Annotated in this window: 13 protein-coding genes; 2 read left to right on the top strand and 11 right to left on the bottom strand. The window is 62.1% G+C overall.

Going from position 1 to position 15705, the window contains the following annotated elements; translation table 11 throughout:
- Positions 1-391 precede the first annotated feature (391 nt).
- The 7 genes from phoB to NKJ04_RS22400 all read right to left on the bottom strand — a co-directional run bounded on the left by phoB (position 392) and on the right by NKJ04_RS22400 (position 11638).
- Positions 392-1081 (bottom strand): phosphate regulon transcriptional regulator PhoB, encoded by a 690-nt coding sequence (phoB, locus tag NKJ04_RS22430; protein WP_010911896.1) that lies wholly within the window; start codon positions 1079-1081, stop codon positions 392-394.
- 16 nt (positions 1082-1097) lie between these two features.
- Positions 1098-1805, bottom strand: a complete 708-nt coding sequence (gene phoU, locus NKJ04_RS22425) for a phosphate signaling complex protein PhoU (RefSeq protein ID WP_127413489.1) — start codon at positions 1803-1805, stop codon at positions 1098-1100.
- A gap of 26 nt (positions 1806-1831) precedes the next feature.
- Entirely contained in the window at positions 1832-2650 is an 819-nt protein-coding gene (gene pstB, locus NKJ04_RS22420) for a phosphate ABC transporter ATP-binding protein PstB (protein WP_013529271.1), read from the bottom strand.
- 17 nt (positions 2651-2667) lie between these two features.
- The gene (gene pstA / locus NKJ04_RS22415) at positions 2668-3984 is read right to left on the bottom strand and encodes a phosphate ABC transporter permease PstA (RefSeq protein WP_023810984.1); all 1317 of its coding nucleotides are present in this window, start codon (positions 3982-3984) and stop codon (positions 2668-2670) included.
- Entirely contained in the window at positions 3981-5447 is a 1467-nt protein-coding gene (gene pstC / locus NKJ04_RS22410) for a phosphate ABC transporter permease subunit PstC (protein ID WP_127295148.1), read from the bottom strand. The genes pstA and pstC overlap by 4 nt, the downstream gene beginning before the upstream one ends.
- A 95-nt stretch (positions 5448-5542) precedes the next feature.
- Entirely contained in the window at positions 5543-6571 is a 1029-nt protein-coding gene (locus tag NKJ04_RS22405; RefSeq protein ID WP_352611788.1) for a PstS family phosphate ABC transporter substrate-binding protein, read from the bottom strand.
- Between the two features lie 507 nt (positions 6572-7078).
- A complete protein-coding gene (locus NKJ04_RS22400; RefSeq protein WP_352677406.1) occupies positions 7079-11638 on the bottom strand; it encodes a PAS domain-containing protein in 4560 nt (1519 codons plus the stop codon).
- A 190-nt stretch (positions 11639-11828) separates the two neighbouring features.
- On the opposite strand from NKJ04_RS22400, the gene NKJ04_RS22395 reads away from it, so the two are divergent.
- Entirely contained in the window at positions 11829-12179 is a 351-nt protein-coding gene (locus NKJ04_RS22395; RefSeq protein WP_023810980.1) for a hypothetical protein, read from the top strand.
- A gap of 73 nt (positions 12180-12252) precedes the next feature.
- Here NKJ04_RS22395 and NKJ04_RS22390 read toward each other — a convergent pair whose 3' ends face one another.
- Positions 12253-12489, bottom strand: coding sequence for a hypothetical protein (locus NKJ04_RS22390; RefSeq protein ID WP_352677405.1), 237 nt, complete (start codon positions 12487-12489; stop codon positions 12253-12255).
- Between the two features lie 124 nt (positions 12490-12613).
- Complete coding sequence (locus NKJ04_RS22385; protein ID WP_352611785.1) at positions 12614-13528, bottom strand: DUF2865 domain-containing protein; 915 nt, start codon at positions 13526-13528, stop codon at positions 12614-12616.
- Between the two features lie 318 nt (positions 13529-13846).
- Between NKJ04_RS22385 and NKJ04_RS22380 the strand changes: the two genes are divergently transcribed.
- Positions 13847-14059, top strand: coding sequence for a hypothetical protein (locus NKJ04_RS22380; RefSeq protein WP_352677404.1), 213 nt, complete (start codon positions 13847-13849; stop codon positions 14057-14059).
- 10 nt (positions 14060-14069) lie between these two features.
- On the opposite strand, the gene NKJ04_RS22375 is transcribed toward NKJ04_RS22380, so the two are convergent.
- A complete protein-coding gene (locus tag NKJ04_RS22375; protein WP_352677403.1) occupies positions 14070-14438 on the bottom strand; it encodes a UCP034077 family protein in 369 nt (122 codons plus the stop codon).
- A gap of 390 nt (positions 14439-14828) precedes the next feature.
- Positions 14829-15686, bottom strand: a complete 858-nt coding sequence (locus NKJ04_RS22370; protein WP_352677402.1) for a glutathione S-transferase family protein — start codon at positions 15684-15686, stop codon at positions 14829-14831.
- Positions 15687-15705 lie beyond the last annotated feature (19 nt).

Below are 15705 nucleotides of genomic sequence, written 5' to 3'. Positions count from 1 at the left end.
ACGAGATCGTTCCACGGAATCGTCATTCGATCCGAGACCGCAATAATCGGAAGGCGGATAATGAATAAGGAGGTGATGGCTCAATGTAAATTGAAGCAATTTAGTAAAATCGTATATTTATGCAGAACACACGTCGTTTAACGAACGTATATCTAAGTTAACTCAAATTTATTCTTGCATGGCTTTCTGGTCGGAGTCTGCGGGCAAGATGGCGACGTACCGCCAAGAGCGGTCATCCTCATCAGGTTTCGAATGACCGCATTTGGGCCAAAGCGTCACGTGCTCGCTCCCCATCGATGAGACGAGTGCAACATTCCACTCTTCGCGGCTGTTGGCGACCACGTGCTAATCGAGTTTTCCCGGTCACGATCTATCGGGACGGAACAGCCACCTAGTCTTCCCTGATCGCGTAACCCGCCCCACGGATGGTGCGGATGACATCAGGCATGCGGCCGTTGTTGACCGCCTTGCGCAGCCGGCCGACGTGCACGTCGACAGTGCGTTCGTCGATGTAAATCGTCTCGCCCCAGACATTGTCGAGCAGCTGGCTGCGCGAGAACACGCGGCCGGGGTGGCGCATCATGAATTCGAGCAGGCGGAATTCGGTCGGCCCGAGCCGGATCTCGCTCTTCTTGCGATAGACCCGGTGCGACTCGCGATCGAGCACGATGTCGCCGACCTTTAGCACGCTGGACAGCACTTCCGGCTTGGCCCGGCGCAGCAGCGCCTTGACCCTGGCCATGAACTCCGGCGTCGAGAACGGCTTGACCAGATAGTCGTCGGCGCCGGTCGACAGGCCGCGCACGCGGTCGCTTTCCTCGCCTCGCGCGGTCAGCATGATGATCGGCAGCCGCTCGGTCTCTGGGCGCATTCGCAGGCGCCGGCAGAGTTCGATGCCGGAAACCGCCGGCACCATCCAGTCGAGCACGAGAAGGTCGGGAACGTTCTCCTGCAGCCGGATTTCGGCCTCGTCGCCGCGCGTCACCACCTCGACCTGGTAACCTTCGGATTCAAGATTGTAGCGGAGCAGCACGCCTAGCGGCTCCTCATCCTCCACCACCATGATGCGTGGTGCGATCATCGGCTGGTCACCCCTGTTATGCCGCTGGCGCGGACATTGCCGTCTCGTCCTGCTTCGGACGATTGGCTGGCAGCTGCGTGCCGGTCAAAACATAGTAGGCATTTTCGGCGATGTTGGTCACGTGGTCGCCGATCCGCTCGAGGTTCTTGGCGCAGAACAACAGGTGCGTGCACGCCGTGATGTTGCGGGGATCTTCCATCATGTAGGTCAGCAGCTCGCGGAACACCGAGGTGTATTTGACGTCGATGCGTTCGTCATTGTTTCTGAGCGTGGCAAGCGCTGCCGGGTCGGCGGCGGCGTACTCGTCGACGACCCCCTGCACCTGGATCAGCACCAGTTGCGCCATCGCGTCGATCGAATGCGAAAGGTCGTGCGGCGTGACACTCAGCCCGACAGTGCCGACGCGCTTGGCGATGTTCTTGGCAAGGTCGCCGATGCGCTCAAGGTCGCCGGCCATGCGGATCGAACCGACCACCGCACGCAGATCGTTGGCCATTGGCTGGCGCTTGGCGATCAGCGTGATGGCGCGATCGTCCAGCTCGCGCTGGCGTGCATCCATGATGGCATCATCGGAAACCACGCGCTGCGCCAGCGCATTGTCCGAATTGAGCAAAGCCCTGGTCGAGCCACTGACCATCGAGCGGGCGAGATCGCCCATGTCGCGGATCAGCTGGCTGATCTGCTCCAGATCCTCATCGAAAGATGCGACGGTATGTTCACCCATGATCTTCGTCCCTCGTATGCCTGAGCTCAGCCGAACCGGCCGGTGATGTAGTCCTGGGTGCGTTTGTCGTCGGGGGTGGTGAACATCTTGTCGGTGGCGCCCTCCTCGACCAGATAGCCTAGATGGAACATCGCGGTGCGCTGCGACACGCGCGCTGCCTGCTGCATCGAATGGGTGACGATGACGATGGTATAGTTCTGACGCAGTTCGTCGATCAGTTCCTCGACGCGAGCGGTGGCGATCGGGTCGAGCGCCGAACACGGTTCGTCCATCAGGATCACCTCGGGTGACACGGCGATGGCGCGTGCAATGCACAGACGCTGCTGCTGGCCACCGGAAAGACCCGTGCCAGGTTCTTGCAAACGGTCCTTGACCTCGTTCCAGATCGCCGCCTTCTTCAGGCTCGACTCTACGATCTGGTCCATGTCGGCCTTGCGCTTGGCCAATCCGTGGATGCGCGGACCATAGGCAACGTTCTCGTAGATCGATTTGGGGAACGGATTGGGTTTCTGGAACACCATGCCGACGCGCGCCCTGAGTTCGACGACATCGATGTTCTTGTCGTAGATGTCTTCTTCGTCGAGCGTTATCTTGCCGGTTACCCGTGCTGAATCGATGGTGTCGTTCATGCGGTTGAGGCAGCGCAGGAAGGTGGACTTGCCGCAGCCGGAGGGGCCGATCAGCGCCGTCACCTGGTTCAGGCGGACGTCGAGATCGACGTCGAACAGCGCCTGCTTCTCGCCATAGAACACGCCGACCTTGTCGCCGCGCATTTTGATTACTTCGTTCGACTTCATCTTGTCGCCCACTGCGTTTTCAAGGGACTGTTCGGTCATGATGTTCATACCAAGATGCCTTTTTTCTACCAGCGCCGCTCGAACCGACGCCGAAGCACGATCGCGGTGATGTTCATGGCCATGAGGAAGACGAGCAGGATGATGATGGCGCCGGACATACGCTCGACGAAGGCGCGTTCGGCCTCGTTCGCCCACATATAGATCTGCACCGGCAGCGCGGTGGCCGGATCGAAAGGCGTCGTCGGTGGATCGGCGACGAAGGCGACCATGCCGATCAGCAGCAGAGGCGCGGTTTCGCCGAGCGCACGCGCCAGACCGATGATGGTGCCGGTGAGGATGCCGGGCGCGGCAAGCGGCAGGATGTGCTGGAACACCATCTGCATCTTGGAGGCGCCAAGACCGAGAGCTGCCGAGCGGATCGACGGCGGCACCGCTGCAAGTGCGGCTCGCGTCGCGATGATGATCGTCGGCAGCGTCATCAGCGTCAGCACCAGGCCGCCGACGAAGGCGGCAGAGCGCGGCATGCCCAGGAAATTGATGAACACCGCGAGGCCGAGCAAGCCGAAGACGATTGACGGCACTGCGGCCAGATTGTTGATGTTGACCTCGATAAGGTCGGTAAAACGGTTCTTCTTGGCGAACTCCTCCAGATAGATGGAGGCGGCGACGCCGATCGGCAGCGCCAGGAGCAACACGATCACCATCATATAGAACGAGCCGATGATCGCCACGCCCATGCCCGAGGTTTCCGGGCGGCTGGAGGCGCCGTAGGTGAACAGGCCGCTGTTGAAGTGCTCGGCCATCGCGCCCTCGGCCTTGAGCTTGTTCATCCAGGTGATCTGCTGGTCCGAGACCTTGCGTCGCGCTTCCTCGACGCTGAGGTCGATCTGACCCTTGAAAGCCGAGTCGAGATTGGCGGCGGCGAGGATGTTGACGTCGCGCGTCGTGCCGATCACGGACGGATCGGCGGCAACGATGTCGCGCAACTGGACGCGGGCGCCTTCCGACAGGAAGCCCTTGAGCTGCTTGATCGCCGGCTTGTCGTCGGGATTGATGCCGAGCTTGGCCACCAGCGCGTTTTCGGCGAGCTTGGGATAATTCGCCTTGATCAGAACGCTCGGATCGGTTGCGCGTTTGCCGGAAGGATCGATCACCTTCTCGTCGAACGAGATCGGCAGTGATACCGTCGTCTGCCAGAAGGCGGTGTAGCCTTTCGAGACGATGGTGATCAGCATGATTGCCAGGAACGCCAGGCCTACGGAAATCGCCACGACGCCATAGATGCGGAATCGGCGCTCGGCAGCGTAACGGGCCTTCAGGCCGATGTCGCGGCGCGGATGGGCCGCCGCCCTGACCATCGTATCCATGGAAATGTCGGTCATTCGTACTGCTCCCGATATTTGCGCACGATGTAGAGCGCGACGATGTTCATCACCAACGTCAGCGCGAACAGCGTCAGGCCGAGCGCGAAGGCGACCAGCGTCTGCGGCGAATTGAACTCGAGGTCGCCGGTGAGCTGGTTGACGATCTTGACGGTGATGGTCGTCATCGCCTCGAACGGGTTGATGGTGAGGTTGGCGGCGACGCCCGCCGCCAGCACGACAATCATCGTTTCGCCGATAGCGCGCGAGGCAGTCAGCAGGACGGCGCCGACGATGCCGGGCAGTGCAGCCGGCAGGATCACCCGCTTGATCGTCTCGGAGCGGGTCGCGCCGAGGCCGAGCGACCCGTCGCGCATGGCGCGCGGCACCGCGGTTATGATGTCGTCCGAAAGAGAGGACACGACCGGGATCAGCATGACGCCCATGACCAGGCCGGCGGTGAAGATGCTCTGGCCCTGGATGAAGGGCGAACCGCCGGTCAGTGCCGCGGACAGGTCGCGCAGGAATGGCCCAAGCGTGACGACGGCGAAGATGCCGTAGACGATGGTCGGTATGCCGGCCAGCAGTTCAAGCGCCGGCTTGACCACCGAGCGCACCCTGGGCGTTGCGTATTCGGCCATGTAGACAGCCGACATCAGCCCCACCGGCACCGCAACCAGCAGTGCGACGGCGGCGATGTAGAGCGTGCCCGCAAGAAGCGGGATCAGGCCGAACTGGCCCTGGCTGCCGCCCGAACCGGCAGCGGCAAAACGCGGATCCCAGACGGTGCCGAAGAAGAAACTCATCGGCGAGACGCTTTCGAAGAAGGTGATCGTCTGGAACAGCATCGAAAGCACGATGCCGATGGTGGTCAGGATGGCGATGGTGGAGGCGGCAAGCAGCCCCCACAGCATCAGCCTCTCGACATTGTTGCGTGCCCTGGCGCGCGGCTCGATCTGCCTGAGCGCATAGAAGGCGCCGGCGATCGAGGAAACGAGAATGACAATGGCGCCGAACAGGCCGAGCCGGTCCTGGACCTTGTTCGCCTCGACGGCGATCGGGATCATGTAATCCTGCGTGTCGCTCGCCAGTGCCACACCCTTGGCGGCGAGCAGCGGCTGCAACTCGGCAAAGCTGGCAGGCATTGCGGCCAGTGTGCCCGCATCGAGTTTGCGCAGGCCCCTGGCGAGGCTCTTTACCAGGCTGACGTCCAGTGCCTCACTGGCAACCTTGCTGTCGACGGTGCGCTCGGGCAAGGCAGCGTGAATGTGTCGGTCCAGATAGATGGAAGACCCGACGGTCCAGACGGCAAGCAGCAAAAGAGCAGGCAGAACGGCGAGCAGGAAGGCCCACCAGCCATGATAATGGGCGCGCGAATGCGGCTTGACCTTGCCATTGTCCTGGGCCGCGGCACGTTGCCGGCCGATGAAAAAGGCAACCAGGCCGACGGCAACGACGATGGCCAGTACGAGCAAGGACGACATGGACCCACCCCAAGAGAAATTCTTACGCAGCCGCCATTGCGGCCTGCGATGAAACCGGGGCGCGGGATTGGCCCGCACCCCGGTTCGGCAGCTGATTACATCGACTTTCCGGCGGCGAAAGCGTCACGCTGGGCCTGACGCTCGGCATCCGGTGCAGCAACGAGGCCGTATTCGGCGAGCGGGCTTTCCGGGCCAACCATCTGGTCGTCAAGGAAGAACTCGACATATTCCTTGAGGCCGGGAACGACGCCCAGATGCGCCTTCTTGACGTAGAAGAACAGCGGGCGCGAGACGGGATACTTGCCGCTGGCGATCGTCTCGGTCGAAGGCACGATGCCTTCCACGGTGGCGACCTTCAGCTTGTCGGCATTGTTCTCATAGAAGGCGAGGCCAAACACGCCGACGCCGGTCTTGTTGGAGTCTATGCGGGCGAGCGTCTCGGTATAGTCGCCATCGATGTCGACGGCCTTGCCGTCCTTGCGGATGGCGATGCAGGTTTTGCCGATTTCCTTGTCGTCGGCAATGCCGGCAGCCTTGAGAGCAGCCTTGTCACAGCCGGCATCGAGGAGCTTGGTCTCGAACACTTCGCGCGTGCCGTGCTTTTCGCCCGGAATGTAGGCGGCGATGTCCCAGTCGGGCAGCTTCGGATTGACCTGGCTCCACTTGGTGTTCGGATTGTCGACCAGCTTGCCGTCAACGACCAGCTTGGCCGCGAGCGCCTTGTAGATGTCAGCGGGAACCAGCGCCCAGTCCGGGCCCTTGATGTCGGTGGCGAAGACGATGCCGTCATAGCCGATCCGGACTTCCTGGACTTCCTTCACGCCGGCGTCGGCGCAGGACTTGAGTTCGTCCGCCTTGATCGGACGCGACGAGTTGGCGATGTCGATCGTGTCTTCGCCGACGCCCTTGCAAAATTCCTTGATGCCGGCGCCGCTGCCGCCGGATTCGACGACCGGGGTCTTGAAGTTGGTGAACGTTTCGCCGAACTGCTCGGCAACGATCTTGGCATAAGGTAACACGGTCGATGACCCGGCGACCTGGATCTGGTCGCGCGCGGCGGCGAAGCCGGACGACGCGGCGAGCGCAAGCGCAGCGGCCGACGCCGTATAGAGGAATTTCTTCATGTGGCCTGCTCCTGTTCGGAAGATGGTCTCTCGGCGCTCGTCAGTCGGCGCCCGCTGAGGCCAATAGCCTTCGATTATAACAGTCGCATGACAGTTTGATGTCACCCCGGTAACGCTTCATCGGGATGAGCAGAATGCCGCCTGGCCGGCACTCCCGACGCAGCCCGGCTTTGTCACCGGAATCAGGGACTTGCTCTATTCAGCCGAGGCTGGCCGGCGATTTGGGACCAGCCGGCCTCTGTGAAGAAAAGCCGGACGGGAGCGCGTTGCTCTCAGCCAGACGGTGTCGTGGCCGGGCCATCGCCGAAAACAGGTCCGTTGGGGTAGGTTGACGCTGTCTCATGCCGGCGGTCGCTGCTCCCGCCCGTAACTGGGAAGAGCGGAATTCGAATGTAGCCATTGTCTCGGCTGGATGCCGCCTTTGATATGGTGCGATCGCGCCATAGTCTTGGCCGCTGACAGGGGCGCGAATCTTCGCCGCGTTCCCCGCACTCGGGCAGAGCCGGCTTACCCGGCGTTGCGCTGAGCCTGCCGGCTGGCGCCGACCCAGCGCTCGACCTTCTCGAGCAACGCCCGGGGACTGATCGGCTTGGGCAGATAGTCGTCCATGCCTGCCTCCAGGCAGCGCTCGCGGTCGCCCTTCAGCGCATGCGCGGTGACGCCGACGATCGGCACATGCGTGCCGGTTTCTTCCTCCAGCCGGCGAATGGCGGCGGTCGCTTCGAGACCGTTCATCTCCGGCATGGAGACATCCATCAGGATCATGCACGGGTTGAGCCGGCCGAAGGCGTCGAGCGCCTTGCGGCCATTGCCGACGATCTCGAAACCATAACCGGTCTCGCCGAGGATCTGGGTGAACACCATCTGGTTCACCTCATTGTCCTCGGCCACCAGGATGTCCAGCCTGTCGCCGCCAGCCGCCACCGGTGGCCGGGGGCGAATCGAAGGCGGCTGCAGCAGCGCACGCTGTTCGGACGGTGCCGAGGGCTGCGGCCGTGCAACATTGCCTGGAGTGGTGTCGGCCGCGAGCGGCTGCGTGTCGCCAGTATTGTGGCGATGCCGCTGGATGGTGGCGACCAGCGTTTCCAGCAGCACCGAAGAGCGCGCCGGCTTGATCAGCTGGGCATCGATGCCGAGATCGCGATAGCTGGTGTTGGCGAGCGACTGGTCGACCGAGGTCAGCATGATGATCGGCGTGCCGGCAAGACCGGCGGTGTTGCGCACGATCCGCGCCATTTCGGCGCCGCTCATTTCAGGCATCTGGTAGTCGAGCACGACGCAGTCGACCGGCACGCCATAGGCTGCGGCGGCGATCAGCACCTTGAGGCCTTCGGCGCCGCTTTCGGCCGCGCAGGAATCGAACGTCCACGATGTCATCTGTTCGGTCAGGATCGCCCGGTTGACGGCATTGTCGTCGACGATCAGCACACGCGCACCGGTCACGTCGATCGGCATGATGCGTTGCCCGTTCTGCTGTCCGGCCCTCGGCAGCGTCACCGAGAACCAGAAAGTCGAGCCCTTGCCTTCCGCACTTTCGACCCCGATATCGCCGCCCATCAGCTCGACGAGCCGCGAGGTGATGGCGAGGCCGAGACCGGTCCCCTCGTGTCGCCTCGTCGAAGAGGTGTCGACCTGGCTGAATTTCTCGAACACCAGTTTCAGTTTTTCCTCGGGGATACCGATGCCGGTATCGGTGACCGAGATCGTCAGCTTCGTTCCGGTTGGAACCCTCTCGCCGGTGACGTCGACCAGCACATGGCCTTCATCGGTGAATTTCACCGCATTGCCGAGCAGGTTGGTGACGATCTGCCTGATACGGCCGACATCGCCGACGAACAGGCTCTCGAGCCGAGGCTCGACACGAACGATCAGCTCGAGGTCCTTTTCCTTGGCCCGTGTGGACACCAGCGTCGCTACATCCTCGATCGCCTCGGCCAGATTGAAGGGCGCCGGATCGAGCACCAACTGACCGGCATCGATCTTGGAGAAGTCCAGGATGTCGTTGATGATGGTGAGCAGCGCATTGCCCGATTTCACGATGATGTCGGTAAACGTCTTCTGCTTCGGGTCGAGGTCCGATTTGGCCAGCAGTTCGGCCATGCCGAGCACGCCGTTCATCGGCGTGCGGATCTCATGGCTCATATTGGCGAGGAATTCCGACTTGGCGCGGTCGGCGAGCACGGCGCGCTGACGCGCCTCGCGCAGTTCGGCCTCTCGCATCTTCAGCTCGGTGATGTCGGTGGTCGAGCCGATCAAATAGAGCGAGCCGTCGGAGGCGATCATCGCGCCCTTGCGGGCGAATTGATGCCTGACGCTGCCGTCGGCCAACGTCACCGTCTCTTCGACCTCCTGGGTTTCGCCGGTGCGCAGCACGGCGAGGTCGCCATTGACGAAAGCCTCGCCATCCGGCCCGAAAATCTCGATGTCGGTCTTGCCGATAGCCTCTTCCTTGCGGAAGCCCGTGAGATCGCACCAGCCCTTGTTGACATAGAACTGCCTCAGATCGGAGCGCTTGGCGTAGATCGATACCGGCACGTTGTCGATCAGGCTGCGGAACACCTCGTTCTCGCGCATGCTTTCTTCCAGCGCACGCTCGCGCGCCTTGACGTCGGTGATGTCGGTGCTCGAACCGACCAGATGCACCGACCCGTCCAGCGTCACCAGGCGGCTCTTGCGCGTCATCAACTGCCGAACCGTACCGTCGCTATGGGTGACGGGTTCCTCGACCTCCTTGACGGCGCCCGTCACGACGACTTGCGTGTCGTCATGGCTGTAGCCATCGGCGTCCTGCGCACCGAACAACTGCCGGTCGGTGCGGCCGATGACATCCTCCTTGGCCAAGCCGGTGATCGCGCACCAGGCCTTGTTGACGAATTCGATGCTCAGGTCCTGCGCCTTGATGAAGGCGGCCACCGGCAACTCGTCCATCACGTGCCGGAACAGGTCGATCTGGCGCATCGAATCGCGCAATGCCGCCTCGCGGCTCTTGATCTCGGAGATGTCGACGCGAACACCGATGAAGGTGCCGTCATCGGTCCGCATGTCGTAGACCTGGTACCAGCGGCCGTCGGGGTTATGACGCTCGTAGCAGGAATTGGGCAAGCGGTAGCGGGCGAGGATCGCATCCAGCCAGCGGTCATGGTCGCTGTCGTAGAGCTGGTCGACTTGTGGATCGCCGCTGTTGCGGAAATAGCCGTTCGCATGGCCCAGAACGAGTGCCTCGCGGAATGTGCAGCCGGGCTGCCATGCCGGCTTCAAGGCCGGCAGCGTATCCTGGATCTTGCGGTTGGCGAACACGAACCTGTCGTCGCTATCGTAGATGATCACGGCGGCCGGCAAGGATTCAAGGACGCTGGCGAGATGCTTGCGCGCATCCTGCGCCTCGGTCTCGCGGCGTTTCATGTCGGAAATGTCGAACAGGAAGCCGGCAACATAGTTGCGGCCGCTGGCCATGCCGACGCGGCTCTTCCTGACGATGCGCGATCGGCTGGCGCCATCGACCTCGAAATTCTCTTCCACTTCGTACGGCCGCCCGGTCGCAAGGACCTCACCTTCGCTCCGCTCGAAAAGCGCGACAGCGTTCGCCGGGAGGAAATCGCCGCCGGGCTTGCCGAGCATGGTTTGCGGCGTCTGGCCAAACAGAGCAGCGAACGCCTCGTTGACGAAGACGAAGCGCAGATGGTCGTCCTTGACGAAGATCGGATCCTTGACGGCGTTGATCACCGCCTCCGCCAGCCGCGCCTTCTCCAGCGCGTCGGCAAGTTCGGCCTCCCGGTCCTTCATGTCGGTGACGTCGACATAGGAGATCAGCCGCTTGCCGCCGGCCAGCGGCGCCATCGACGAGATCAGGGTGCGGCCGTCATTGCGCGGGAACTGCCGCGAGGCGGCGACCCCGGCCCTGATTTCCGCCTCGCGCTCTGCGACATGCCGCTGCCATGATGCATCGTCGGCACCAAACGGATCGATGTCGCGGCTGGCGTCCATCAGATCGCGGAAGCTGCAGCCGATCTCGGCGCGCCGGGCGTCGATCTGCCAGAAATCATAGAAAGCACGGTTGATGATCTCGGCGCGCATATTGGCGTCCAGGACGAGGACACCGATCGGCATCTGGTCGACCATGCTGCGGAGACTGGCGAAGGTCTCGGCGATCTTGGCGTTCGCGCTTTTGATCTCCGCATCGCGTTGCTTCATCTCGGTGACCTCATAATAGGTCAACAGCCGCTTGCCGCCTGACAGCGCCGTCACCGAGAACATCATCGTCCTGCCGTTGGCATGGACGAATTCGCGCGGCGCGACGGATCCGGCGCGAATCTCGTCGAGACGAGCGGCAAGGTAGCGCTGCCATTGCCGTTCGTCGATGTCGCCATAGATGCCGCTGCGGCGGTTGAGCTCCATCAACAGGCTGAACGGAGCGCCGACGCTAACAGCGCCGTCCGGAATCCTCGAGAGGTCGCGATAGGCCTTGTTGATGATCAGCGTGTCGAGCCTGGCATCGAGAAGCACGACGCCCATATGCATGGCGTCCATCGTCCGCTCGAGGTCGGCAAGATGCTGGTCGGGCTCGCCGTCGGCCGATGGTCCCGGCCCCGGACCTTTGAAGGCGCCCGCCAGTGCCGTGACGTTGCGGCCGATGCCGCGATAACCGGCAAATCTTCCTTCGTCGTCGAACTTCGGAAAGCCTGACGTCAAGACGCAGCGACAGTCAGCGTTGCCACCCTTGAGTTCGTAGACGAAGTCGCGAAAAGGCCGGTGCGCCTGCAGATCCTCCAGATGCGCGGCGCCACTGCGATCGCCGTTCAGGACCTGGTTGAGGAAGTCGAAGCGGAACCGGCCGAGCACGTTTGCCGGATCAATGCCCGTGGCTGCCTGGTAATTTTGCGAAAGCCAGGAGAAGCGCAGTTCGGCGTCGGTCTCCCAGACCCAGTCGGAACCGGCTTCAACGAGTTGGCGAAGCGCATCGTTCGAATCCATGCAGGAGGCGGACGATGATGCATCATCGCCATGCGCTGTGGATCTGCGAGGCCCGCGCTTGCCGCGCGCGCCGATTGTTTCGTTCGCTTCCGCCATGCCGTCCCCACCCCGAAAACCAAGGCCGAACCCTCCTCCGCGGTTCGTCGGCGGAATGTGCCCGAGAAGCATTAAGGATCCGCTAACCTTAACGGTTGGTTAGACAGGATTGGGCGGCAGGGTCTGCTTCATCCGCCCGGTTGTCGGCAGGGTCGAACCCGCTATATAAGCAACGGCAGGGGTATTGCTGATGCTTGGACGGATTGTGCCTTTTTTCATGGGGCTGGCGCTGCTTTTCGGCGGCGGTTGCTCGCGCAGTTATGACGGCACGGTCGTCATCCCAAGGCCGCTCGATGTCCGGCGCTTCTGGGACCGGCCGCCACCGAATGTCGACTATGGGCAAGCCGAGGTCGAAAACGGCGCTTTTCCGGTGGCGCCGCAGCCGCCCCGGCGTTTTTCCGAGCGCAAGGTCAGCCATGCCGCACCGAGACGGCACCAGACGAGGTTGCCTGCGTCGGCGTCCCTATCCGCGCCGGCGAAATCGCTGACCTGCAGGAACGTCAGCGAGCCTGGCAAGAGAGCTCGCATGGTCTGCGATTAGATTGGAGCTTGGTCCTAAAAGCGGGATTCGATCAAACAAAACGCGATCCGCGGATAGCTCGGTGACCCGGCCTTCACAGGGAAGCAGCGCCTTTTTTCGGCTCCTTCGCTCCGAGCTTGTCGAGTGCAAGACGAACCTGACGCAGATCTTCCTGCCAACCGTCATCGTCGTCCATTGGACCCTCCGAGGCAGCCCGCTGCAACCCACGCGCCTCGGATTCGATCTCGCGCAGTTCGGCGATTTTCTGTTCGGTGGTCAGCAAGTCGTCTTCGACGATCTCCAGCAACCGCATTTCCCTGAACGTAGCCACGGCGTTCCTCCCGGCTGATGTCGATCACAACGCCGTGAGTGCCCCTCTGTTCCAGAGGGATCGCGCAACCGCATCGCAGCAGGCACGCCGCCACCGGTGATCGCCAATCGAGGAAGACCGGCGATCATTCGGCCGGGAAAAATGCCGGGCCGACCACGCGCACCGGCCACTCGCCGGCCTCGATCGAAAGGTGCTGGGCGGCACCTGGGGCTTCGGCATCGATCCCGGCGACGGCCGCAACCGTGCCGAGATCCGGCTTCGCCGTTGGCAGCGGAATAATGGCGTTGCGCATGTTGGCGGGCGTCACAGTCCTGGCTCGCAGTTCGGTGACCCGCTGGTAGTAGCGCTTGACGTCGCATGCCTTGAAATTCGCATCATCGCGATATCTGAAGGCTGCCGGCAGCTCGGTATAGGGTTTGCGCGTGTCGAGCGCGGTCATCTGGTCGGTTTCGAGGCTGGCGTCGCTCAACGTGTAGAGGTCGACGCTGGGGTCATCGCAGATGTAACGGCATTGATCGACCGTCTCCTTAAGATCGCCGCTGGCGGCGAATTGCGACTTTGGCGCCGGGAAGAAATACCCGTCCGACAGACGCACGCAAAACAGCATCGCATTGCCGGCGAACGTGGTGCTCGCCGATTGGGTGCTGGGCGCGGCGCGGACAGGCCGTTGCTTTGCCGAAGGCGCACAGCCAAGCGCGACGAGGCGCGCCTGCAGGCCCGCTGTGTCGCGGCCCGAATTCCCAGCGGCAGCGATCCGGCGCTGCACATCCGAGCGGCTCCTGGCGAGATCGGCGCAGGCGTTGAAGAGACCACCAAGCGAACTTTTCGCCGTGCACTGGCGCTGTCTCTCGATAGTCTGGATGGCTGCAAGTTGCCGGCGCAACTGGGCAAGCTCCGGGCTCGCCCCGCCGCTGCGGCCAGCCGAAAGCAACTGGCTTCTGATCGCGCCGCAGCTGTCCGCGTAGGACGAAAGCGTACCGAACAAAACTGCCGCCAGCGAAATAAATGCGATCACCATGGAAGGCCAGAAACGGATCATCGGGACAACTTGGTCCTTTTTGCGGAGAACCTGGAATTTAGAGCCCATGACTTCAGCAAGCTTCAGCTACATGAGTAACTTCTAATAATCTAAAGAGTTTCAATCTGAAGCACCTATTGTCTATTGTAATACGTCACCTCATGTAAATTCGATATTACATTTTTATTTCAAGATTGAGACGAACCTCGAAAGAAAGCGCAAGCCTGACCATGGCCGAGGATTTGCAACGCAACGGACCGAGATCAATGCGCCATTATCGCCAGGCGTTCGAAACCTTTGCCGAGCCTTCCGCGTTGAAGGACCAAAGGGAGATTGCAGATGTCGATCCACTTCACCGTCTCGGACCTGACAAGAAACCTGTTTCACTCGCTGGGGCTGGACCAGCGCGCGCCAAGGCCACTCAATCCCGAGCAGAGCCTGTTGCTGGAATGCTATCTGGCCGGCCAGGTTCCTGAATCAGCCTGGAGCGACTACGTCTTCGAGATGCCCGATCTTGCCCGGCATGCCGAGGCAAGGCGCAGTCACCACTGAGCGGCAGCGCCTATTTTGGAGAAGCGAATTGCAATGTGAACACGTTGCCGGCGATCCCTTGCGCCAGCTTCGCTGAGAAGGTCAGGGGCAGACAATTCTGCAAGGCGGTTGTTGCGGCGTCGACAAACAATTTCTTCGCCTTGGCATCGCCTTCCACCTTGATGGCTGTCGGCCTCGGTGGGCCGATTAGCGTGCCGTCCCGCTTGAAGCTGAAGCTCAAGGTGACGCTGGCGGTTCCGGCATCCGCCGACGGTGTCCAGCATGCCTGAATGGCGGTGCCGACATCGTTCATTGTGTTCAGTTCAGCCGCATTTGAAGGATGAACAGCACTCGCCAGCATCACACCCACAACCGCAACCCGCTTCGCAACGCTTTTCATCGCCAGCCCTCATTTCGCGCCTGACCGACAATCCATGCCGGACTGCCGAAATGGATGGTAGGGTCAACGCCGGCGATGACAATATCTCTCCGCAAAAGTTGACGCCAAAAAAGCGACAGCGGCCGAGGCTTGCGTGGCCTGATCACTGCTCGATCGCGCCCGGCGATAGAGCAATTCCAGGAAAAGTGTGAAACGGTTTTCCCGGGGAAAGCGCATGGCGCTTCCCTTCGGAATTGCGTTGAACAAAGAGACCGCGTGCGAAAGCAAAAAGGCCGGCATTGCGCCGACCTTTCCTATCGCTACGACGTTCTGCGCCAGTACATCCGTGGTCGCGGGCCGAAAGCGAATTGCCCCGCAGTAGACAGGGCTTTGGTTAACGCATCCTTAACCTCAGGCCTTGGCCTGCGACTTCACATGCGCGATATAGCCGCGCACGTCGCCGGCCGGCTCGCTATAGGCCTTGCCGAGCGTCTTCTCGATCGCCGCCACATAGTCCTTCGCCCATCGGGGCAGGGAATAGTCGACGACGGCCAGGAATTCGAGCGTCGCCGCCAGCCGGATATCGGCGATCGAAGGATGCTTGCCGCCGATGAACGGCTTGCCGTCCCTGAAGAAGCTGTGGAAGACCTCCAGCGGCTCGGCGATCGCGGCCATCGCCGCCTTCTGGGCCTCCGACTTCCTGTCGGGGTGCGCGTCGCTGTGGCCGACCTCGCCGGCATAATGAGGGAAGCCGAGCGCCGGATATGTCGCGCGCGCCACATAGGGGTAGAGCGTACCGATCAGGTAGAACATGGCACTATCGACCATCGCCCGCTTGGCCGGCGCCTTTGGATAGAATTTCTCCAGCCCGTGCTTGTTGGCGAGATACTGCATGATGGCGCAGCTTTCCCACAGCACGCCTCTGGGGAGGCCCTTGTCCTCGATCATCGGTGTCAAATGGGCGGGATTTCGCGCCATGAATTCCGGCGAACGGGTGTGGCCCCAGGCATCGGTCTCGGCATGGTCGAAACCGGCCGCGCGCGCAAACACCCGCACGGTCATGTTGTTGACGCTGGGCTTCAGCATGCTGAGCTTCAGCGCCGGCTTCTTGGCCGACTTGGCCTTGGCCCTGGGCGCGGCTTTTCCCGTCGCCTTCACCGCAGGCCTGGCGGCCGCCTTGGCTTTTGGCTTTGCCGCAGCTTTCGCCGCCGGCTTGGCGGCAGCTTTGGCCGCGGATTCCCCGGCAGTCTTCGTCGCTGTCTTGGCCATCTTATTCCTCCCTCTGGTC

This window comes from Mesorhizobium sp. M0618 (assembly GCF_040320765.1).
In the GTDB taxonomy this organism is placed as follows: Bacteria; Pseudomonadota; Alphaproteobacteria; order Rhizobiales; family Rhizobiaceae; genus Mesorhizobium.
Note: the sequence above shows the minus strand (reverse complement) of the source record. Positions and strands in the feature narration are given on the sequence as shown.